Origin of the sequence: Microbispora sp. H10670, assembly GCF_014161385.1 — a bacterium.
Classification (GTDB): Bacteria; Actinomycetota; Actinomycetes; order Streptosporangiales; family Streptosporangiaceae; genus Microbispora; species Microbispora triticiradicis.
On the sequence record NZ_JABBWW010000001.1, the window covers coordinates 45,729 to 67,461 of the forward strand.

Here is a 21,733-nt window from a genome sequence, read left to right on the forward strand (position 1 = left end):
TGGCTGTCACGTTGGATTCACGGGCGCCGGGCGGAGGTACCGGGCGGGGTTGCCCGCCCACACCTCGCCCTCGGGCACGTCCCTGGTCACGACCGATCCCATGCCGACGAGCGACCAGGCCCCGACGGTACGGCTCTCCCGGACGAGCGCCCCGGCGCCCAGGTAGGCGCCGCGGCGGATCCGCACCCCGCCCGCCAGCCGTACGCCGGAGGCGATGGTGGCGAAGTCCTCCACCACGTCGTCATGGGTGAGGGTGACGTGGGGCATCACCGCGACGTGGGCGCCCACCTCGACCGAGGCGGTCAGCACGCACTGTGCCTGCACCACCGATCCGGGACCCACCCGGGAGGTGGCGGACACCACGGCGGTGGGGTGGACGAGGGTGGCGTACCGTTCGGCGGGCAGGCCGAGCCGTGCCACGATCCGGAGGCGGCTGGCGTAGTCGTCCGGCCTGCCGGTGCAGACGACGAGCCGGGCGTGGTCCGGCAGCGCGGCGACGCCGCCGAGGACGGGCAGGCCGTCCACGAGGGTCCCGTGGCGGGCCGGGTCGTCGTCCAGGAAGCCGAGCAGCCGCCATCGGCCGGCGGACGCCAGCGCCAGCTGGGCGGTCTCCCTGGCGAAGCCCCCCGCCCCGACGAGCACCAGATCCTCGGGGATCACGTCGCGGCCTCCGCCGCCACCGCGCCGGCGCCCCGCAGGCCGCGCAGCGCCCCCCTCTTCAGGTAGACGAGCGCGCCGACCACCGCCAGCGTGACGGACCCCGCCAGGAGCAGGGCCACCACGTCGATCCTGATCAGCCAGGCGATCAGCGCGGCGGCCAGCCCGGCGAGCAGGCCGCCGGCGACGCCGGGCGCGACGCTCGCCGCCAGGCCCAGCGCGCCGACCCCGACCCGCCTCAGCTCGCGCAGGTAGATGGGCAGCACGACGAGCACCGCGACGGCGACGTGCGCGACGCCCGCCCCGGCGAAGCCGTACGCGCGCACCGCGACCACGAGCGCCGGGGCGAGCAGGACCAGCCAGATCACCTGCACGGTGAACACCACCCGTGAGCAGGCCAGCACCACGAAGTAGTCGTAGACGAGCTCGTAGGCGATCCGCAGCGCGCCGAAGACGGCCAGCCACACCAGGGCGGAGGCGGCCGGCTCCCACACCGGGCCGTAGACGAACCGGACGAGCGGCCCGGCGGCCCCGGCCAGCAGCAGGCACACGGGCACCGTCACCGCGACGAGAAGCCCGGCCGTGGAGGTGAACGCCCCGCGCAGGGCCGGCGGGTCGTGCTGCAACCGGGCGAAGGCGGCGGGGGCCACGCTGCGCACCGGCTGGGAGAACACGCTCACCGGCCAGTTGGACAGGTTGAAGGCCAGCACGTAGAAGCCGAGGGCGGTGGCCCCCAGCAGATGCCCCACGACGAACTGGTCGAGGTTGGCGACGAGGAAGACGACGATGCTCGACCCCGCGAGCGGCAGGCCGAACCGCAGCAGCCTGCGGGCCACCGAGCGATCGAACCCGAGCCGGAGCCCGCCGGGCGCGAACCCGATGTACAGGAGGGCCGACCCGGCGGCCCCGGCCAGGCGCCCGACCGCGAGGCTCATCGCGCCCCATCCGGCCAGGGCGAGGGCGATCGACACCAGCGCGCCCAGCCAGTTGTTCACCTGGTCGGCGACGGCCTTCCTGTCCTGCCTGAAGTATCTCTGGAGCATGGCGGCGGGGGCGGCCACCGCCCCGCTCACCAGCACGTTGAGGGCGAGCAGCCGCACGACGGGTGCGGCCTGCGGATTGCCCATGGCCGCGGCGAACGCCGGCGCGCCGGCGAAGCAGGCGAGGTAGATCAGGCCGCTGGAGACGAGGGAGATGGTCGCGACCGTGGGAGCGATCTCCTTCGGGTCCCCCGGCCAGCGGACGATGGCCAGGCTCACCCCCAGCTCGTTGAAGCTCAGCACGGCCAGCAGGGCCACCATGGCGACGGCGAACGTGCCGAACTCGGCCGGCCCGAGCAGCCGGGCGAGCACGATGCCGATGGCGAGCGTGCTGAGCCTTCCCACGACGGTGTTGACGAGGCTCCAGCCGAGGGCCCGGGACGCCTGCCCGAACAGAGAGTCGCCGTCCCGCACCCGGATGCTCCGTAACCGGCTCACCGCTTGTCCGCCAGCGGCTCCCGGGGGGTGGCACGGGCCGCGGCCACGGCGTTGAAGTCGTCGGCGGGCGCCCGGCCCCGCGCCCGCGCGTACTTGCGGCGCACCTTGTAGCCGACCACGGCGGCCGACGAGCCGAGCGCCGAGCGCAGCGAGCCGCGCGGGCCCGCCCCGGTCAGCGCGTCCCGGTAGACGCCCTCCTGCACGCGGGCCGCGCTCTGGAGGCTGAAACGCTCCACGACGAGCGAGCGGCCGAAGGCGCCGAGCTCGGTCCGCAGCCCGGCGTCCGTCAGCAGCGGACGAAGCGCCTCCTCCAGCCTGCGAGGGCCGTCGGCGGCGCCGTTCCCGAGGCCGTACCAGCCGCCGGTGAGGAAGCGGTCGACGGTCCGCGGGGTGAGCGTCTCGAAGAACCCCGCCTCGCCCTGCACGACGAGCGGGCAGCCGAAGGCGAGGGCGCGCAGCGCCGACCCGCCCATGCCGATCGCGACCGCGCCGCACGCGTACGCCGGTCGGGGGTCGAACAGCTCGCCGGTCAGCACGACGACCCGCTCACCCGCCCTGGCGTTGGCCTCGGCGGCCCGCCGCTCCACCTGGTCGCGGGCCGCGCCGTCGCCGACGACGACCAGCCGGACCGGCAGTTCGGCGGCCAGGCGGCCCACGACGTCGACGGCCGTCAGCAGGCCCTCCAGCTTGAGCTCCGGCACGAGGCGGCACACCACGACGACGTTGAGCCGGTCGTCCCCCAGCCCGAAGCGGGTGGTGAACTCCCCCGAGGGGACGCCGGGCGCGTTGGCGACGACGTCCACCGGCGGCTCGATGAGACGCACGTACCGGCGGCGCCCGGCCTCCAGCTCCCGCAGTTCCTCCGTACCCACGACGAGCGGCAGCTCGGGGGGCAGGAACGGCGCGACGCCGGCGGACATCACCGTGCACACGGCCGCGGCTGGCGACCTGCCGAACGTGGCGAAGTACGCCTCCAGCCCCGGCGGCCACTCGTATCCGTGCACGACGTCGACGCCCCGCTCGGCGACCAGCCTTCTGATCATCCGGATGGTGGGCGGATCGGGGCGCCGCCTCGCCGGGTCCAGCTCGACGTGTTCCAGCCCCGCCGCCCTGACCCGCTCGACGAGCGGCCCGGGATCGCTCACCAGCATGACCTCGTGTCCGAGGTCGCGTACGGCCGCCGCGAGCTCGATGGCGTTGAGCTGGCTGCCCCCGACCTCCATGGTGTGGGGGTAGACGAGGATCCTCATGCCCGGCTCGCCGCCCTGATGACTCCCACCACGACCTCCTGGTCCCGCTCGGTCAGGTCGTGGTGGAGCGGCAGGATCAGCGAGTCGCGGGTGAGCCGCTCGGTGACCGGCAGGTCGGCCTTCGCGTCGGAGGCGTACGCGGGCTCCAGGTGAGCCGCCATGATGCCGCGCCGGGCCGACACGCCCGCCTCGCCGAGGAGCCGCAGCAGTTCGTCGCGGCCGACCGGGAAGTCCTCGGGCGGCAGGACCCAGAAGCCCTGGTAGTTGGTCTCGCCGTGCCGCGGGTCGCGGATCGCGTACAGGCCCGGGATGTCGCTCAGCAGGTCGTGGTAGCGGGCGGCCAGCGACCTGCGGCGGGCGACCATCGCGTCGAGCTTGGCCAGCTGGACCAGGCCCAGCGCGGCCTGCATGTCGGTCATGCGGTAGTTGAAGCCGGTCTCCAGGTACTGCTCCAGGATGGGGGTGGCGCCGGCGGCGTGCCTGTCGGCCGCGCTGACGCTCATGCCGTGCTCGCGCAACCGCCTGGCGCGGGCCGCCCACTCCCCGTTCTCCGTGGTGATCATCCCGCCCTCGCCGGTGGTGAGGAGCTTGCGCGGGTGGAACGACCACGCGGCCACCAGCGCGTCCGCGCCGACCGGACGGCCCTTGTAGACCGAGCCCGCGGCGCACGCGGCGTCCTCGACGACGGCGATCCCCCGCGGCTCGCAGACCGCGCGCACCGCGTCGGCGTCCGCCGGAGTGCCCGCCTGGTGCACCAGGATCACCGCGCGGGTACGGCCGGTCAGGGCCGCCTCCACGGTCTCCGGGGTGAGGTTGGCGGTGGTCGGCTCGACGTCCGCGAAGACGGGAACCGCGCGGAGGTAGCGGACGGCGTTGGCCGTCGCGATGAAGGAGAGCGAGGGCACGACGACCTCGTCGCCCTCCTCCACCCCGGCGAGCAGCAGTGCGAGGTGGAGCGCGGTCGTGCAGGAGGACAGGGCGACGCCGTGGGCGGCGCTCATCCTCGCCGCGAACGCCGCCTCGAACTCCGCGACCCTCGGCCCCTGTGCCACCCAGCCGGACTCCACCGCCGCGGCGACCGCGGCCGCCTCCTCCGGCCCGAACCACGGCTTCATCACGGGTATCACGCCCGTGACACCTCCCTCGTCTCGTTGTCGAGCAGCCCGGCCAGCGCCAGGGCGCGTTGCGACCAGTCGTGCCGCGCGGCGAAGGCCCTGCGGCGCCCGGCCAGGCCGGGGGTGCGCGGCTCCCGCGCCGCCTCCGCGACGGCCCGGGCGAACTCCTCCGGCGAGCGGGCCGTCCTGATCAGCTCGCGGCCGTCCGGCTCGCTCCGCAGCAGCGCGGTGGCCGGCAGTTCGGAGGAGACGACCGCGCGGCCCGCCGCCAGGTACTCCAGCGTCTTCAGCGGAAAGCTGGCCTGGTTGAACGGGGTGTCGGCGTACGGCGTCAGCCCCACGTCGATCATCCGCAGATAGGACGGAAGCTCCCCGAAGGGCTTGTGCCCCACCCATCGGACGGTGGGCCGCCGGATCAGCTCGTCGAACCGGCCGGGGGCGAAGCCCGGCTTCCGGGGGCCGACGAGGAGCAGCGGTCCGGCGGCGGCCACCGCCTCCAGGAACGCGATGTCGGTCCGCTCGTTGATGTTGCCCACGAACCCCGCGACCGGGCCGTCCGCCGGAGTGAAGGGCACGTCCGGGGGAGGCGGCGCGTCGTCCACATCCGCGTAGGCGGCCACGTCGCAGCCGTTCGGGACCAGCTCGGCGGCCCGCCCGAGCGCGGCGAACCGGTCGCGCAGCGCCGGGCTGACCACCGCGACCGCGTCCGCCTTGCGCAGTTGCCGCGCCTCGGCTTTGATCATGGTCCGCACCGGCAGTCCCATCATCGGGGCGCCGGCCACCAGGTCGTCGGTGGCGTAGAACAGGGTGCGAGCGCCCTCGGCCGTGCCGAGGACGTCGTCGTAGTTCGCGGCGATCACCGCGTCGGCCCGCCGTCCCAGGCCGCGCAGCGCCCGCCGTACCGCACGGCGGGTCAGCGCGACGCCGAGCGGGTAGACGCCCGGCCGGGTGCGCGCGGGCGGCACCCGGACGGTGAGCAGGGTCAGGCCGGGACCCGCCGCGTCCAGCGGCGGGCGTGCCAGCGTGCCCGCCAGCTCCGGCCTCCGCCTGCGGGCCGCGACCGCGACGGGCGGGTTGACGTAGAGCACGTCGCGTCCGGTGGCCAGGCGGTCGGCGATGTGGCGGTCCGTCCCCGCCACGGAGCCGTCGTAGTGGCTTCCCGCGAAGTAGACGAGGAGCCCTTCGCTCACCGCGCCCGGCCACCCGCCGCCGCGGCCGTCGCCTCCCGCCACCAGGCGACGAGGCGGGAGAGCCCTTCCTCCAGGCCGATCTCCGGCTTCCAGCCCAGGAGCTCCACCGCGCGGGAGATGTCGGCGAGCCGCCGCGTGACGTTGTTCACCTGGCGCGGCGGCCCGTACTCCGGCCGCAGGTCGCTGCCCATCACGCGGAGCAGGGCCTCGGCGAGGCCGGTCAGGCTGATCTCGGTGCCGCCGGCGATGTTGAAGACCTCGCCGCTCACGTCGGCCGCCGCCGCGGCCAGATTGGCTCTCGCGATGTCCTCGGTGTAGACGAAGTCCATCGTCTGCTTGCCGTCGCCGAGGATCAGCGGCGGCTGCCCTCCGGCGATCCGCTCCATCCACCGGATGAGCACTTCCGTGTAGAGCCCGTGGACGTCCATGCGGGGGCCGTAGACGTTGAAGTACCGCAGCGCCACGTAGTCGAGGCCGCGCGTGGCCCGGAAGCTGCGCAGCATGCCCTCGTTGTACAGCTTCGCCGCGCCGTAGAGCGTGTCGTTGTCGTACGGGTGGTGGTTCTCCGAGGTGGGGAAGGCCTCGGCCAGGCCGTAGACGGAGGCGGAGGAGGAGGCCACGACCTTGCGCACGCCCGCGTCCACCGCCGCCTCGACCACGTTGAGCGTGCCGTTGACCAGGACGTCGTTGGCCAGGCGGGGCTCCTCCACGCACTGGGTGATGCGGATGGCCGCCAGGTGGAAGACGTAGTCCACGCCCTCGGTGAGGCTCCTGACCAGGTCCCGGTCCAGGATGTCGCCTTCGACCAGGCGCACCGCCCCGTCCGCCTGCGCCAGGTTCTCCCTGCGGCCGCGGACGAGGTTGTCCAGGACGACGATCTCGCCGGCTCCGGCCCGCGCGAGCTGGTCGGCGACGGCCGATCCGATCGTTCCCGCACCTCCGGTGACGAGGCATCGGCTGCCGGTCAGTGCCGGGTACGCGTGTGTCATTGACTCCTCATTCGATTGGTCGGATCACCGAGTGGGGACGGGGGATGATCACAGTTCGACCCGTACGCCACCATTGTTGAGGCTGCGGGACGCCGCTTCCAGCAAACGCAGGATCCGCAGCCCGGAACGTCCGTCGGTCAGCGGCGCCCGGCCCTCGGCGATGGCGCTCGCGAACTCGCTCATCACCCCGCGCAGGGCCTCGCCTTCGGGCAGGGCCGGCACATGGATGTCACCCAGCCGGTAGGAGATGAGGGCACGGTGGCGCTCGTCGGGGCCGAGCTCGCCGGGCCGCCGGTCCACGCCCCGGTCGTAGACGCCGACCCGCTGGGAGGGGTTCAGGTCGTCCCAGACGACCGTGCGGCGCGAACCGCCGAGCACCATCGTCCGGATCTTCGTGGGACTCAGCCAGTTGACGTGGATGTGGGCGATGCTCCCGGTGGACAGCCAGAGGGTCAGGTAGGCCACGCAGGTGCGGCCCGCTCCGATCGGATCCGCGCCGTGCGTCGCCACCGCGATCGGCCGCACGTCGTCGGGGAGGACGAAGTCGAGGATGGACAGGTCGTGGGGCGCGAGATCCCACAGGACGTCCACGTCGGGCTGGACCAGCCCGAGGTTGATGCGGACCGAGTCGATGAACTGGACGTCGCCCACGCCGCCGCCGCGGACCAGCTCACGGATGTGCCGGACGGCGGGGGTGTAGCAGTAGGTGTGGTCGAGCATGAGTGCCAGGCCCGATTCCTCGGCCAGCTCGACCAGTTTGCCCGCCTCCTCCGCGTCCGGTGTGAGGGGCTTCTCCACCAGCACGTGCTTGCCGGCTTCGAGCGCGGCACGAACGAGTTCGAAGTGGGTGGCCGCCGGGGTCGCGATGGCGACGGCGGCCACGGACGGGTCCGCGAGCACCTGCTCGACGGACGCGGTGGCCCGCACCGTGGAGTAGGACCCGAGCACCGACCGGGCTCGGCCGAGGTCCAGGTCGCAGAGCCACTCCAGCCGCAGTGCGGGCGTCGCCTGCGCGTTGCGGACCAGGTTCGGCCCCCAGTACCCGGCGCCGATGACGGCCAGCCCGATCGGTGAAGACACTGTTGTCCCTTCTGTCGAGACACAGGGCGGCGGGCCGCGCCGCTTCCCGGCACGGCCCGCCGCCTCTGCCTAGGGGTGGAAGACGACGTCGACCCAGTAGTTGGCGCCGTTGTAGGTGTTCTGCGGGAACTGGGACGCGCCGCCGTAGGCGTACACGCCGTTTCCGGCCGATCCGCCGCCGTTGGCGAGCGCGGTCAGGTGGCCGTTGACGGCGGGACCGGAGTTGAAGTAACCCCCGTCTCCCGAGTAGTGGCCGTTCGGCGCGTAGTAGGACGCGACGTACGTCGTGCCGGCGGCGATCGGCACCGGGGTGGTGAACACCAGCGTCTGCCAGCCGCCGGACGTCTCGGTGGAGAAGGTGCCGGTGGCGAGGAGCGTGCCGTCGGCCGCCCACAGGCTGCCGATGTGCGTTCCAGTGTTGCCCGGGCCCTTGTAGAAGCGGATCCCGGTGATCTCTCCGGCCACGTCGGACCGGAACTTGACGCCCACCTCGATCCCCGAGGCGTCGTTCTCGGCCACGTTGCCGGGAACGGCGTCACTCTCCCAGATGGAGCACGGGCAGGTGCCGGTCGTCGTGAACGACCACTGGGTCTGCACCATGGTGTTGCCCGCGTCGTCCTTGGCTCCGCTCACCCGCACCGTGTACTGCTTGCCGTCGCCGAGGGCGGCGGCCGGTGTGAAGGTGAGCACCTTCCTGGTCGGGTCGAGCGAGGCGCCGCCGCTGACCAGCACGCCGCCCGGCCCCTCCACCGTGATCACCGGGGTGCCGGTCTGCACGGCCTCGCTGAAGGTCGCCTTGATGGCGGTGGAGGCCGGGACGCCGGTGGCGGCGTCGGACGGCGCCTTGCGCGAGACGGTCGGCGCGGCGACGTCCGGCGGCACCGAGAACACCACGTCGACCCAGTAGTTCGAGGCCCCCCACGACCCGGTGGGGAACCGCCGGGAGCCGTAGGCGTACACGCCGTTGCCCCCGTCCTGGCCGTTGCCCAGCGCCGTGAGCGGCCCCCGGGTGACGGCCGAGGACAGCCCGGAACTCGTCACCGCGTAGTTGCCGGCCATGGTGTGGTACGACGCGACGTAGGTGGTGCCCTCGGTGACCGGCACCGGCGAGGAGAAGGTCACCTCCTGCCAGCCGAGGGTCGACTCGTTGTTGAAGGTGGCCGAGGCGAGGGCGGTGCCCGCGGCCGACCACAGAGTCCCGATGTGGGTGCCGGTGTTCGCCACGCCCTTGTAGAAGCGGATGCCGGTGACAAGGCCGTCGACGGAGGCCCGGAACTTCACGCCGAGCTCCACCTCGCTGGGGTCGTTCGTGCTCGCCGTCGCGGGAAGGGCGAGGTCGTCCCAGATGGAGCAGGGGCACTGCCCGGGGGGCAGCGTCGCCTTCGCCGTGACGAAGGTGAAGCTGTAGGTCCCCTGCATGGTGTTGCCCGCCGTGTCCTTGGTCCCGCTGACGGCCACGGTGTAGCCGGTGTTCGCGGCGAGCGCCCCCGACGGGGTGAAGGTCAGCTTTGCGGCCGAGCCGTCGAGTGCCGCCGTGCCGGGGATCGTGACACCGCCCGGGCCCTTGACCGTGAGCGTCCCGAAGCCGCTCTGGATCGGCTCGTTGAACGTGATCGTCGGGGTCGCGTTCGTCGGCACGCTGGAGGAGCCGGCGTACGGCGTCGCGTTGACGACGCTCGGCGGGAACGTGTCCTGGGTGGCGAACACGACGTCCACGCCGTAGTCACCGCCCCGGTAGGAGCTGTTGGGGAATCCGGCGCCCACCCGGTAGACGCCGTTGCCGTCGGCCTCCGCGGTGCTGGGCGCGGTCAGCGGCGCCCGGGAGTACGACTGGCCCCAGAAGGCTCCGGGGGTCGAGGAGTAACGCCCCACCGGCGCGTAGTAGGAGGCGACGTAGGTGGTGCCCGCGGTCACGGTGACGGCGCCGGGGAAGACCAGCGTCTGCCATCCGGTCGCGGTCTCGTTGACGAACGTGCCGGTGGCGAGGAGCGTTCCGTCGGTCTTCCACAGGGAGCCCGTGTGGGTCCCGCTGTTGCCCGTGCCCTTGTAGAACCTGACGCCGGTGACCCAGCCGTTGACCGACGGGCGGAACTTCACGCCGAGCTCCAGGGCCGAGGTGTCGGTGCCCGTCGGAACCGACGGGACGTAGGAGGGCGGGTAGAGGCTGCACGGGCACTTGACGGTCACGTTGCGCCCGGCGCCGGGCGTCTCCAGGTTGGCGCTGTCGTCGACCGCCCGGCTCTTGATGTTCACCGTGCCGGACCCGGTGGCCGTCCAGGTGTAGGACCAGCTCTCACGGCCGTTCGCGGGATGCCACGTGGCGCCGCCGTCGGTGGAGACCTCCACGCCGCCGACCCTGCCGCCGCCCGAGTCGGACGCGGTCCCGGTGACGGTCACCGTGGCGCCGCTGTTCAGCGACGCGTTGAGCAGCGGACTGGTGATCGTCGACGTCGGGGCGGTGTGGTCGGACGACGCGGCGGCCGCGTCGAGGTCCGGCATCAGCGAGGCGGGCTGCACGCCCATGTCGGCCAGGACGTTGACCGTGGCCTGCTGCATGTTCGGGTCGGCGGCCGGGGTGTCGCCGTCGTGCTCGGCGTCGAGGCCCCACGCCCACTGGACGGTGCCCGCGCCGAACACGAGGGCTCCGCTCGCCGCGCGGTACATCGTCAGACTGTGGGTGGCGGTGCCGGCCGCCACGTTCGTGCCCCAGTCCTGGATCTTCGCCGGGACGTCCACCGTCGTGCTCGACATGCGGAACAGACCGGCGGGGCGCGACCCGTTGTCCACGTCCTCGTCCCACTCGTATCCGAGCGTGCCGTCGGGCAGCGTCGTGGGCTGACCGAGCAGGGCGCGAGTGGCCAGGTTCGTGTTGCGCCAGAGCCGCAGCCTGCCGTCGGCGGCGGGGACGGTCATGGCGTAGGTGCAGCAGTTGACCGTCCACAACGTGCCGGTGAGGCTGTTCTCCGGCTTGCCGCCGTCGGCCGGCGGGCTGAAGCGCGGATCGCGCCAGGTGCCCGTCCAGGTCCCGGACTGGTCGGTCTTCGCGTTGTCGTGGGTTTCCTTGTAGCTGACCAGCGTCCGGTACGGGGCGTCGCCGGCGCCGTTCTCCCACCGGGTCTTCCAGAAGACCTCGTTGCCACTGAAGAACGCGAGGTTGACCCCGGCGTCCCTGGCCGCGGTGAAGGCGTCGCGCTCGGCCCCCGACCAGTACTCGTCGTGGCCGACCGACAGCAGGGTCTTGTGGTGCAGCAGCGCGCCGGGGTTACGGGCCACGTCCATGCTGCCGACGTAACTGATGTCGTACCCGTTGCGCTCCAGGAAGCGGACCATCGGGTACTCGGCGTTGAACAGGTAGTCCCGGGCGGTCGTGCCGACACGGTTGTGGAACGGGCGGTTGTAGCTCACCTTGACGGCGCGGCCCGTGGCCGTGTTGGCACTGCCGCCGTACAGGCTGTTGCCGCCCCAGTCGTTGTACGCCTGCCAGGTGGTGTCGGAGGTCTTGAAGAGCAGGGCGCTGGTGCTGGCGTCGTCACGCACCACGAACACGATCTTGTTGCCGTCGGTCGTGCCGTCCGTACGCACGAGATGGGCGAAGTAGATGCCCGAGATCTGGCCGGACGGGACCACCCAGCTCGCCGCGGTGTTCCAGGAGCACTCGGTGAGACCGGTGGTGTCGTTGGTGGGGCAGGTGGCCGGGTTGGCCCGGGCGACGGCGACGTTCGGCGTCAGCTCCGTGACGAACCGCGCGCCGTTGCCCTGGTAGTAGCCGAGCCGGTAAATCTTCACCGTGAACGCCGTGGCGCTCGTACGGATCTTGAAGTTGACCGTGGCGCCGGAGGCGACGCTGAATTGGTCGGAATATCCCTCAATAGTGGATCCGTCGGATGTATCGCGCTCTGAATCCCATTCGTCCGGAGATGTCCCCGAAATCTCATTTTCGCAGGTAATCGCGTTTCCACCTGGGCCGCAGGCCCCCGCGGCCTGCGCCGGAACGGGAATCGCGAACACGGCGAACAGCGCGCCGAGGATGGCGACTCGAAGTCTCATTGACGTTCCTTACAAAGTAGGTGCCGCAGGCGCATCGGACGCCGGACGTACACCAGAGAAAACCCACATAATCGACGTCACCTGAACCACATTGGTTTACCGGCTTGAGAGACCAGATGGATCGATCCATCGCTCACCCCGCCACCGCGGGGGAACGGGCGTCGCGCAGGAGCGGACGGGGCGTCCCGGAGCCGTCGGCGGGCACGGTGTAGACGTCGGTGGTGTTCTCGCCGCGTACCCGTGCGTACATCACGTCGTGGTCGTCGAGCCAGGCCGCCTGGTCGTCGACGGAGGCCGTCTCGGCCAGTTCGACGTCGCGTCCGCTGCGCAGGTCGAGGACGTGCAGCCGCCAGATCGCGGTGCCGTCGGCGACCCGCTTCTTGTAGACGACCCGCGTCCCGTCCGGGGACAGCGACGGGCACTCGACGTTCTCCCGCACCGTCTCCATCCGGCGCCTCGCGAAGTCGCCCCGCACCAGGTAGGTGGAGCCCCCGGTCGACACCGTCGCGTAGAAGCGGTTGTCGTCGTGGTCGAAGGTGACCCCCCAGTAGTTCAGGTCGGCCGGCCGGTGCACCTTGCCCTTCATCACCAGCGTGAACGCCTCCAGGTTCTCGACGAGGGCGCCGGTCCTGGTGTCGAGGACGCCGGTGCGGGTCGAGAAGCCAAGGCCGGCGTAGGAGTCCCCGTTGACGAAGACCGTCCAGGAGACCATGCGGCCGGTCGGCGACACGCGGGCGCGGCTCGGCGCCCCCGGCAGCTCGATCCGCCGCGTCTCCCGCAGCCGGGCGTCCACCATGACCGCGTAGAACCTGGCCACCGCCGAGCGCACCGCCGTGAGGCAGACGCCCGAGCCGGCCGCCGTGTAGAAACGCACGCACTCCAGCCCCGACACCTCCCGGGGTCCGTCCGCGGGGACCGGACCGGACGGCGGGCCGGTGGAGGCCACCTTTCCGCCACCCGCCCCGGCGGTCACGAACACCAACCGGCCGGGCCCGTCGAGGTCGACCCGGCCGGGCCGGGAGGACGCCGCGGCCGCCGTCGTCTCCTGCCGCACCCGCTTCGCCGCGTTGGCCGTGTAGACCCACGCCGCGACCGCCAGAAGGACCGTCGCGGCCGCCAGGGCCACCAGACGCGTCCGCGTGCTCATCGTCACTTCTCCGCTTTCCGCCCCTGGCATCCGGCGTCTCGCGAAGCGCTCGCCGTGCCCTGCCCGACGGCCGCCAGGGCTGTTTCAGTGCTGATCGGGCGCTTTCTGCCGCCTGTTTCAGGCGAGGGCGAGCAGCCCCGCGTCCTCCACGTACCGCTCGCCCGTCTCCGGACAGATCCATCCGCCGTCCGAGGACGGCGTGAGCGGCCGGCCCGCTCGCCCGACCCATCCGATCCGCCGCGCCGGGTTGCCCGCGACCAGCGCGAAGTCGGGCACGTCCCGGGTCACCACCGCGCCGGCGGCGACCAACGCGTACCGGCCGATCGTCCGTCCGGCGACGATCACGGCCCGCGCTCCGACGGCCGCCCCCTCCCGCACCTGGACGCCGCGGGCCTCCCAGTCCCCGTCGCGCTTGAGCCGTCCGGTCAGGTCGGCCGAGCGCGGGTAGAGGTCGTTGGTCAGCACGGCCGCCGGGCCGATGAAGACGCCGTCCTCCAGCACCGCGGGCTCGTAGACGAGCGCGTAGTTCTGGACTTTCACGTTGTCGCCCAGCACGACGCCGGGGCCGACGTACGCCCCCCGCCCGAGGATGCAGGAGACGCCTATCCGCGCCTTCTCGCGGACCTGCGCGAGATGCCAGACCCGGGTCCCCCTGCCGATCGCCGCGCTCGGGTCGACGTCCGCCGAAGGGGCGATAACGGGTTCCTCGGTAGTCATGCCACTCCTCGGGTGTTCGGTGAATAATCCGGTCCATGACCGAGACCGCCCCGGCCGCCATGACCGTCGTCGTCCCGGCGCACAACGAGGCCACCGTGATCGGGCGGCTGCTCTCCGGGCTGCTCCGTGACGCCGAGCCGGGCGAGATGGACGTCGTCGTGGTCGCCAACGGCTGCACGGACGGCACCGCGGACGTCGCCCGCGGCTTCCCGGGGGTCCGCGTGCTGGAGACGCCCGTGCCGTCCAAGCGCGAGGCGCTGCGCATGGGCGCCGCCGCGGCCGGCGTCTTCCCGATCCTCTACGTGGACGCGGACGTCGAACTCGGCACGACCGACGCGCGGGCGATGTGCGCCACGCTGAGGGCCGACGGCGTCCTCGCCACGGCACCCGAGCGCGCGCTCCCGCTGGCGGACCGGCCCTGGCCGGTGCGTTCCTACTACGCCGTCTGGAGCCGCCTGCCCGAAGTGCGGGCGGGACTGTTCGGCCGGGGCGTCATCGCCGTCGGCGAGGAGGGCCAGGCGCGGCTCGACGCCCTCCCCTCCGTCATGGCCGACGACCTGGCGGCCTCCCTGGCGTTCCAGCCGCACGAGCGGGCGGTGACGGGGACGGCAAGGGTCGTGGTCCACCCGCCACGCACCCTCGGCGACCTGATCCGCCGGCGGGTCCGGGCGGTGACCGGAGTGGCGGAGCTGGATGGGAGTCCGGGCGGGCGGACGGCGCGGACCGGGGTGCGCGACCTCGTGGGCATGGCCCGCTCCCCCCGGCTGGTCCCCCACCTCGCCGTGTTCCTCGCGGTGACCCTGCTCGCCCGCACCCGTGCCCGTCGTGCCGTACGGCGCGGGGACTTCACCACCTGGCTCAGGGACGACAGCAGTCGCTGACGCCGTCCCGCCGGCGTCGCGGAGGCCGGTCATGACGGCGATCGGGACGGCCATCCCCGCGTCCACTGCGCCCTGGCGGCCCACAGCGCGCGCCAGTCGTCCCGGCGCGACGTGGGACGCCCCTGCCTGGCCGCGTCGGGCGGACTCATCCATCTGCTCAGCACCGCCCGCAGGAGCACCCCCGACTTCAGCAGCAGGACCGCCGCCCACCGCGTGCCCGGCGTGAAGTGCCGCCGGATCAGGGTGACCTTCCCCGTGTGCAGCATGACCTGCTTGCGCAGGCTGCTCGACGACAGGCCCCCCGGGTGCACGAACGCCGCCGTGGAGGTGACCATCGGGCGGTAGCCCATCCGCGCCGCCCGCAGGCAGAGGTCGGCGTCCTCGCCGTACATGAAGAACGCGCGGTCGAACCCGCCGAGCTCGTCCCAGGCATGCCGGTCCACCAGCATCATCGCCCCCGTGACGATCGGCACGCGCGACTCCTCCGGAGCCCCGCCCGGCGCCGGGGCGGCCCACGGCCGGGGCGTCTCGGGGTCGAGGAGCCGGTGGCCGGGGAAGGCCGTGCTCAGGCCAAGGCCGAAGCAGAGCGCCGACCACAGCGTCGGCCGGCCCCACCACGAGCGCGGGTCGCTCTCCCCGCTCTCGGTGACGCATCTGCCGCCGATGATCCCGGCGTGGGGGTGCCGCCGCGCCGCGTCGAGCAGCGCGGTGACCGCGCCGGGCTCCAGCTCCGCGTCGGGGTTGACGAACAGCAGATGCCCGCCCCGCGCGATCCGGGCGCCGGCGTGGCACCCCCCGGCGAAGCCGTCGTTCTCCTCGCGGGCCACGATGCGGGCGCCGGGCGCCGCGCCCCGCACCACGTCCACCGTGTCGTCGCCGGAGGCGTTGTCCACGACGACGAGCTCTCCCGTGATCCCCTCGCCGCGCGCGTGTTCGAGCGCCCTGTCCACGGCTTTCAGGCAACCGGTCACGTAACCCGCGCTGCGGTAGGTCACCACGATCACCGAGACGCCCAGATCCGGCCGGGCGGGCCTCGGCGCCACGGCACTCGCCCCCCTCATCCGCTCCAGCGCGGTCATGCGGATGAACGCCCCGTTCGTGCGGAGATAGCGCGGCCCTAATCGCCTGGGCTCCTGGAGCAGCCGGTAGAGCCACTCCAGCCCGGCCCGCTGCCAGGCGAGGGGAGCCCGCCTGACGACCCCTGCCAGCACGTCGAAGGAGCCGCCCACACCATGCACCACGCAGGCGCCGGTGCGTTCGCCCCAGGCCTCGACGAACCTCTCCTTCCTGGGCGACGACATGCCGAGGAAGAGCAGGTCGGTGCCCGCCGCGCGGATCTCCTCGGCCACGGCGCCCGCCTCGTCGTCCGAGAAGTAGCCGTCCCTGGCTCCGGCCACGACCAGACCGGGGTGCCGCCGGCGGATCTCCGCGAGCAACGCGTCGAGCACCTCGCGGGTCGCTCCGAGGAAGAACACCCGGTGGCCGCGGCGCTCGCTCTCCCCGAGCAGTGACGTGAACAGGTCGATGCCGGCCACCCGCTCCGGCAGGGACCGGCCGAGCAGCCGGGCGGCCCACACGACCGCCTGCCCGTCGGCCAGGATCATGTCGCACTGGACGACGGACCGCCGCAGTTCCGGCTGGGCCCGCATGTGCACGAGCTTCGCAGCGTTCACCATGCCGATCGACAGGAACGAGCGCGTCTCGACGGCGGACACGCACCGTTCGACCGCGTCCCGCAGCGTGAGCGGATCGATCGGCGTCCCGAAGACCACGGCGGGCGCCCTCACTTCGCGAGCTCCTCGAACAACCAGGCGTAGAGCAGCCACCCCAGCTCGTACGGCCGGCACTCGTGGTCGACCGCCACGGGCGGATAGACCCTGTCGAGCACGCCGATCCGCGTGCCCCTGCTGACCGCCGTGGACATCGCGCGTACGCCTCTGACGAGTTTGCGGGGATCCTCCCGGGCGGCCTTGCGCCAGGTCAGGCCGAGCTCTTCGACGATCAGTTCCTCGCCGGTCTCCGGTCGCCCGGTCATCCAGCCCAGCCCCAGGCGGATCGCGTCGAGGTGCGACGTGCCGCCCGCGTCCGCGAGGTCGAGCAGCGCCATCGGCGCCATGGACAGCTGGTGGACGCTGTACACCGGGTAGCCCTCGACCACCTCACCCGTACGGGCGTCGTAGTGCCACCACCACTGGCCCTGCGGTCCCTGGACCCCGCAGATGCCCGCCGCCACGCGCTCGGCGGCGGCGAGCGCCTCCGGGTCGCCGCCGCTCACGACGTGCAGCCGGGCGAGGGCCTGCAGCGGGTAGACCTGGTCGGCGAAGCAGCCGACATGAGCCCGGTACCAGGGCGCGGACCCGATCACATGACGGTAGAGCCGGTCCTCGCCGAGCCCGGCAAGGAGGCGCCCACGAGCCTTCCGGAGGCGTTCGCCGAGGCCGGAGGTCTCCCCGGCCGCCGTCGCCGCGGCCAGCGCGGAGAGCGCCCATGCGGCCTCGACCGTCGGGACCGGTCCGTCGAGGGCGTCCTCGACCTCGGCCAGCCGGGCGAGGGCGAGGGCGAGGTCGCCGTGCCCGCTCTCGGCCGCGGCCCAGCAGATCAGCGCCACGTCGCCGAGTCCGGTCACCTCCGGCAGGCGCTTGACCAGGTGCCCGGTCAGGTCGAGGGCGGTGTCGCCGGCGAGCGCGGCGCGCTGCCCGTCCTCCGGCAGGGCCGCGACGCCGAGCGCGACGATGGCGCTGTACCTGATGCTGCGCCCCTCCGGCACCGCCGTCCACCGTCCGTCGGGCTCGCGCCGGCCGCGGCGGGTGAACACGAACTCTCCGTCGGAGTAGCCCGGAGGAAGCCCGCGGATCGACAGGGCGACCATGCGGTCGACGAGGTCGGCGGCGGCGGGGTCGGCGGCACGGAGCCGATCGAGACGGGTCACAGCTCAGCCCTCCGGCGGCCGCACGACGTACCGCGATGTCTACTCTTCACCGGTACCTCCATTTCTGGGGAGAACGAGGAAGGCGGCCACGAGCGTGATCGCCAGCCCGGCCGCCATGACGCCGACGGCGGCCCGCGGCCCGAGCCAGGACCACAGGACGCCGAAAATCCAGGAGGCGGCCATCGCGGCGAGCGCCTGGCCGGTCTGCACGACGGCGAGCCCCGTGGCCCGGCGCCGTTCGGGGAGGAGCGGCCCGACGAGCGCGCTGACCACGCCGTCCGTCGCCGCGTAGCCGAGCCCCCGCAGCAGCAGCACGGCCACGGACACCACCGGATGGTCCGCGGCGAGCACCAGGAGGTAGCAGGCGAGCAGCGCGCCGTACCCTCCGAGGACGACCTTCGGCCGGCCGAGACGATCGGCGAGCCGGCCGGCGGGCACGGCGGCGAGGAGATAGGACGCGGACACGACGACCGGCAGCAGCGGCAGCCACCGCGCGGCGACGTCGAGCCGCTCCAGCACGAGGAGATAGAGGAAGGCGTCGCTGATCGTCGTCAGCGACAGGGGCACGACGGCGAGGAGCACCCGCCGGAAGGGCCCGGGACCGAGCAGCGCCGTGGCCTGGGTCAGCGAGACCCGCGCGCGCCCGCGCGCCACCCCGTCCGGTTCCCGGACGAACAGCACGAGCACCAGCACGCCGAGGACGGCCACGCAGAAGCTGGTGACGAAGACGGCGTCATAGGAGCCCAGCGCCAGTTCCAGCACGCCGAAGGCGACGAGCGGACCGGCGAGGGCCCCGGCGGTGTCGAGCGCGCGGTGCACGCCGAAGGCGCGGCCCTGCGCCTCGTGCGGCGCGCTCAGCGAGATGATCGCGTCACGCGGCGCCGTCCGCAGGCCCTTGCCCGCCCGGTCGACGCCGATGACGAGCCCGAGGAGGGGCGCCGACCTGCCGGCCAGCAGGAACCCGAGCTTGGTCACCGCCGAAAGGGCGTAGCCGGCTCCGGCGACCGCCTTACGCCGCCGGAACCGGTCCGCGACGTGTCCCCCGGCGAGGCGCAGCACGGCGGTGGCGCCCGTGTACACCCCGTCGAGCACCCCGAACTGCACCGTGCTCATGCCCAGGCCGAAGACGAGGTAGAGCGGCAGGATCGCCGTGACCATCTCGGACGAGACGTCCGTCAGCAGGCTGACCATCCCGATCGCCAGGACGTTGCCCGTGACGACCCGCAGCGGACGCCGTCCGGACGTCCGTTCGTCCCGGGGCCGCGTGTCCCCCGTTCGCGCCTCGGACAGGTACATGTCAGGCCACCAGCGAGGGCCAGGCGGCGTGCAGCGCGTCCCGCCAGTGGCGGATCGGCGCCAGCCCCGCCCGGGACCAGGCGGCGTGGCCGAGCACCCCGAAGGCGGGCCGGGGAGCCGGTCGCGGGAAGGCGGCGGAGGCCACCGGGCGCACCCGGTCCGGGTCGGCGCCGAGCAGCGTGAACACCTCGCGGGCCAGGCCGTGCCAGGAGGTGCTCGCGGAGCTCGTGCCGTGGTAGACGCCGGAGGGCGCGCCGGCCCCGATCATCCGGATGATCTGGTGGGCCAGGTCGTCCGTCCAGGTCGGCTGGCCGAACTGGTCGTCCACCACGTCGACGGTCGGCCGCTCGCCCGCCAGCCGGATCATGGTGCGGACGAAGTTCCCGCCGGTCGCGCCGTACAACCACGCCGTGCGCACGACGTAGCCGGTGTCGGGCAGCGTCTTGAGGACCGCCTGTTCGCCCGCGAGCTTGGTGCGCCCGTAGGCGTTCAGCGGAGCCGTCGGCGCGTCCTCCGCGTACGGCCGCCGCGCGGTGCCGTCGAAGACGTAGTCGGTGGACGGCTGCACGAGCCGCGCGCCCACCTCCCCGCACGCCTCGGCGAGGACCCGCACGGCGTCGCCGTTGACGGCGAGCGCCTCCTCCTCGTGGGTCTCCGCGTCGTCGACGGCGGTCCAGCCGGCGCAGTTCACCACCACGTCCGGCCGCAGTTCGCGGACGGCCGGCCGCACGGCCGCCGGGTCGCGCAGGTCCAGCCGGGCACGGTCCAGCGGCACGACCTCGTGCCGTCCGGCCCGCAGCACGGCGACCAGGGTGCTGCCGAGCATGCCGCCGGCACCGGTGATCAGCCATCGGGGGGTCATCAGGTTCGCTCTCGGGTGCTCGGGTCGGTGCCGTGTCGTCGTGGGCGGTGTCGTCGTCGGCGGTGTCGTCGTCGGTGTCAGGACCGGGCCTGCTTGAGGGGGCGCCACCAGTCCGCGTTGTCGACGTACCAGCGGACGGTGGCGTCGAGGCCCTCGTCGAACGCGATCCGGGGTTCGTAGCCCAGGGCGCGCAGCTTCGTGTCGTCCAGGGAGTAGCGGCGGTCGTGGCCCATGCGGTCGGCGACCCGCTCGACCCTCTCCCACTCCGCCCCGAGCGCGGCGAGCAGCTTCTCGGTGAGCCGCAGGTTCGTCAGCTCCGCCGTGCCGGCGACGTGGTAGACCTCGCCCGGCTGCCCGACCTCGGTCACGAGCCGGATTGCCCGGCAGTGGTCGTCGACGTGGATCCAGTCCCTGACGTTGCCCCCGTCGCCGTAGAGGGGGACCTTCACCCCCTCCAGCAGGTTGGTGATGAAGAGGGGGATCACCTTCTCCGGATACTGGTAGGGCCCGTAGTTGTTGCCGCACCGGGTGACGGAGACCGGCAGCCCGTAGGTCACCCCGTAGGCCAGGGCGACCAGGTCTCCCCCCGCCTTCGCGGCCGCGTACGGCGAGCGCGGGCGCAGGGGCGCGGACTCGTCCCAGGACCCGGAGTCGATCGACCCGTACACCTCGTCGGTCGAGACGTGCACGACCTTCCCGACCCCCGCGTCGAGGCACGCCTGCATCAGCGTCTGCGTGCCGAGGACGTTCGTCCGCACGAACGGCGCGGCGCCCGCGATCGACCTGTCGACGTGGGACTCGGCGGCGAAGTTGATCACGAGGTCGTGGCCGGGAACCACGTGCGCCAGTAGCTCCGCGTCGCAGATGTCGCCGTGCACGAAGTCGAAGCGCCCTGACACGGGCTCCAGATTCGCCGGGTTGCCCGCGTACGTGAGCGCGTCCAACACGGTGATCTTGTCGTTGGTCTCGGCGGCGGCCATCCGGACGTAGTGGGAGCCGATGAAGCCGGCGCCGCCGGTGACGAGCACTCTCATGGGGAGATCTGCACCTTACTGTGATCACCGAGCACGAGCCGGTGCGCCTTGGGCGTGTTGGGGGCCGGGGTGACCTCGACGTCGTGTCCGATGAGCGAGGCCTCGATCCGTCGCACCCCCTGGATCGACGCACGGGCAAGCACGATGGAGTACTCGATCTCGCTGTCCGTCAACCGGCAGTCCTCCCCCACCGAGGTGAAGGGACCGACGTAGGAGTCCGTGACGACGGTCCGGGGGCCGATGATCGCGGGACCCACGATACGGGAACCGCGCACCGACGCGCCCGCCTCCACCACCACCCTGCCGATGAGCTCGCAGTCGCGGACCTCGCCGTCCACCCGGGGCTCCACCGCTTCGAGCACGAGGCGGTTGACCTCCAGCATGTCGGCGACGTTGCCGGTGTCCTTCCAGTACCCGGAGATCACCTCGGGCTCGACGTCGTGGCCGGTGTCGATGAGCCACTGGATGGCATCGGTGATCTCCAGTTCGCCCCGCCCGGACGGCTTGAGTTCGGCGACCGCCTCGTGCACGACGGGGGTGAACAGATAGACCCCCACGAGCGCGAGGTCGCTCTTCGGAGCGCGGGGCTTCTCCTCGAGTCCGACGACGCGTCCCCGCGCGTCCAGTTCCGCGACCCCGAACTGACGCGGGTCGGAGACCTGGGTGAGCATGATCTGGGCGCTCGGGCGCCGGGCACGGAAGCGCCGGACCACCCCGTCGATGCCGCCGACGACGAAATTGTCGCCGAGGTACATGACGAAGTCGTCGTCGCCCAGGTAGTCGCGGGCGATCAGCACCGCGTGCGCCAGTCCGAGCGGCGCCTCCTGGCTCAGGTAGGTGACGTCGAGCCCGAAGGCCGAGCCGTCCCCGACCGCGGCCTCTATCTCGGCGCGGGTGTCGCCCACCACGATGCCGGCCTCCCGGATCCCCGCGGCCGCGATCGCCTCCAGGCCGTAGAACAGGACGGGTTTGTTGGCCACCGGAACCAGTTGCTTCGCCCGCGTGTGGGTGATGGGTCGTAACCTCGTCCCGGCTCCGCCGGCGAGCACGAGGGCCTTCAT

Annotated in this window: 17 protein-coding genes; 1 reads left to right on the forward strand and 16 read right to left on the reverse strand. The window is 72.8% G+C overall.

Annotation, left to right across the window (positions count from 1 at the left end; translation table 11 throughout):
- Positions 1-6 precede the first annotated feature (6 nt).
- The 10 genes from HHX33_RS00210 to HHX33_RS00255 form a co-directional block, all read right to left on the reverse strand.
- Complete coding sequence (locus tag HHX33_RS00210) at positions 7-660, reverse strand: acetyltransferase (RefSeq protein WP_220501352.1); 654 nt, start codon at positions 658-660, stop codon at positions 7-9.
- Entirely contained in the window at positions 657-2,135 is a 1,479-nt protein-coding gene (locus tag HHX33_RS00215; RefSeq protein WP_220501353.1) for an oligosaccharide flippase family protein, read from the reverse strand. The genes HHX33_RS00210 and HHX33_RS00215 overlap by 4 nt, the downstream gene beginning before the upstream one ends.
- On the reverse strand, positions 2,132-3,385 hold the full coding sequence (locus tag HHX33_RS00220) for a glycosyltransferase family 4 protein (RefSeq protein WP_182872792.1): 1,254 nt from the start codon (positions 3,383-3,385) through the stop codon (positions 2,132-2,134). The genes HHX33_RS00215 and HHX33_RS00220 overlap by 4 nt, the downstream gene beginning before the upstream one ends.
- Positions 3,382-4,512 (reverse strand): DegT/DnrJ/EryC1/StrS family aminotransferase, encoded by a 1,131-nt coding sequence (locus tag HHX33_RS00225; protein WP_220501354.1) that lies wholly within the window; start codon positions 4,510-4,512, stop codon positions 3,382-3,384. The genes HHX33_RS00220 and HHX33_RS00225 overlap by 4 nt, the downstream gene beginning before the upstream one ends.
- Positions 4,509-5,690: a glycosyltransferase gene (locus HHX33_RS36970; RefSeq protein WP_182872793.1), complete on the reverse strand. Its 1,182-nt coding sequence runs from the start codon at positions 5,688-5,690 to the stop codon at positions 4,509-4,511. The genes HHX33_RS00225 and HHX33_RS36970 overlap by 4 nt, the downstream gene beginning before the upstream one ends.
- Positions 5,687-6,679, reverse strand: a complete 993-nt coding sequence (locus tag HHX33_RS00235) for an NAD-dependent epimerase/dehydratase family protein (protein ID WP_182872794.1) — start codon at positions 6,677-6,679, stop codon at positions 5,687-5,689. The genes HHX33_RS36970 and HHX33_RS00235 overlap by 4 nt, the downstream gene beginning before the upstream one ends.
- 48 nt (positions 6,680-6,727) lie before the next feature.
- Entirely contained in the window at positions 6,728-7,759 is a 1,032-nt protein-coding gene (locus HHX33_RS00240; RefSeq protein WP_111700626.1) for a Gfo/Idh/MocA family protein, read from the reverse strand.
- A gap of 69 nt (positions 7,760-7,828) precedes the next feature.
- On the reverse strand, positions 7,829-11,545 hold the full coding sequence (locus tag HHX33_RS00245; protein ID WP_182872795.1) for a DUF4082 domain-containing protein: 3,717 nt from the start codon (positions 11,543-11,545) through the stop codon (positions 7,829-7,831).
- 394 nt (positions 11,546-11,939) lie between these two features.
- Complete coding sequence (locus tag HHX33_RS00250; protein ID WP_182872796.1) at positions 11,940-12,953, reverse strand: TolB family protein; 1,014 nt, start codon at positions 12,951-12,953, stop codon at positions 11,940-11,942.
- Between the two features lie 117 nt (positions 12,954-13,070).
- Complete coding sequence (locus tag HHX33_RS00255) at positions 13,071-13,670, reverse strand: acyltransferase (protein WP_111700623.1); 600 nt, start codon at positions 13,668-13,670, stop codon at positions 13,071-13,073.
- A gap of 35 nt (positions 13,671-13,705) precedes the next feature.
- On the opposite strand from HHX33_RS00255, the gene HHX33_RS00260 reads away from it, so the two are divergent.
- The gene (locus HHX33_RS00260; RefSeq protein ID WP_220499699.1) at positions 13,706-14,551 is read left to right on the forward strand and encodes a glycosyltransferase; all 846 of its coding nucleotides are present in this window, start codon (positions 13,706-13,708) and stop codon (positions 14,549-14,551) included.
- A 29-nt stretch (positions 14,552-14,580) separates the two neighbouring features.
- On the opposite strand, the gene HHX33_RS00265 is transcribed toward HHX33_RS00260, so the two are convergent.
- The 6 genes from HHX33_RS00265 to HHX33_RS00290 all read right to left on the reverse strand — a co-directional run bounded on the left by HHX33_RS00265 (position 14,581) and on the right by HHX33_RS00290 (position 21,733).
- A complete protein-coding gene (locus HHX33_RS00265) occupies positions 14,581-16,338 on the reverse strand; it encodes a WecB/TagA/CpsF family glycosyltransferase (protein ID WP_182872797.1) in 1,758 nt (585 codons plus the stop codon).
- Positions 16,335-17,480, reverse strand: a complete 1,146-nt coding sequence (locus HHX33_RS00270) for a hypothetical protein (protein ID WP_182872798.1) — start codon at positions 17,478-17,480, stop codon at positions 16,335-16,337. Before HHX33_RS00270 ends, HHX33_RS00265 begins: the two co-directional genes overlap by 4 nt.
- A 39-nt stretch (positions 17,481-17,519) precedes the next feature.
- A complete protein-coding gene (locus tag HHX33_RS00275; RefSeq protein ID WP_182872799.1) occupies positions 17,520-18,776 on the reverse strand; it encodes an MFS transporter in 1,257 nt (418 codons plus the stop codon).
- A gap of 1 nt (position 18,777) precedes the next feature.
- Positions 18,778-19,638, reverse strand: a complete 861-nt coding sequence (gene rfbD, locus HHX33_RS00280) for a dTDP-4-dehydrorhamnose reductase (RefSeq protein ID WP_182872800.1) — start codon at positions 19,636-19,638, stop codon at positions 18,778-18,780.
- 77 nt (positions 19,639-19,715) lie between these two features.
- On the reverse strand, positions 19,716-20,672 hold the full coding sequence (rfbB, locus tag HHX33_RS00285) for a dTDP-glucose 4,6-dehydratase (protein ID WP_182872801.1): 957 nt from the start codon (positions 20,670-20,672) through the stop codon (positions 19,716-19,718).
- Entirely contained in the window at positions 20,669-21,733 is a 1,065-nt protein-coding gene (locus HHX33_RS00290; RefSeq protein WP_111700618.1) for a glucose-1-phosphate thymidylyltransferase, read from the reverse strand. Before HHX33_RS00290 ends, rfbB begins: the two co-directional genes overlap by 4 nt.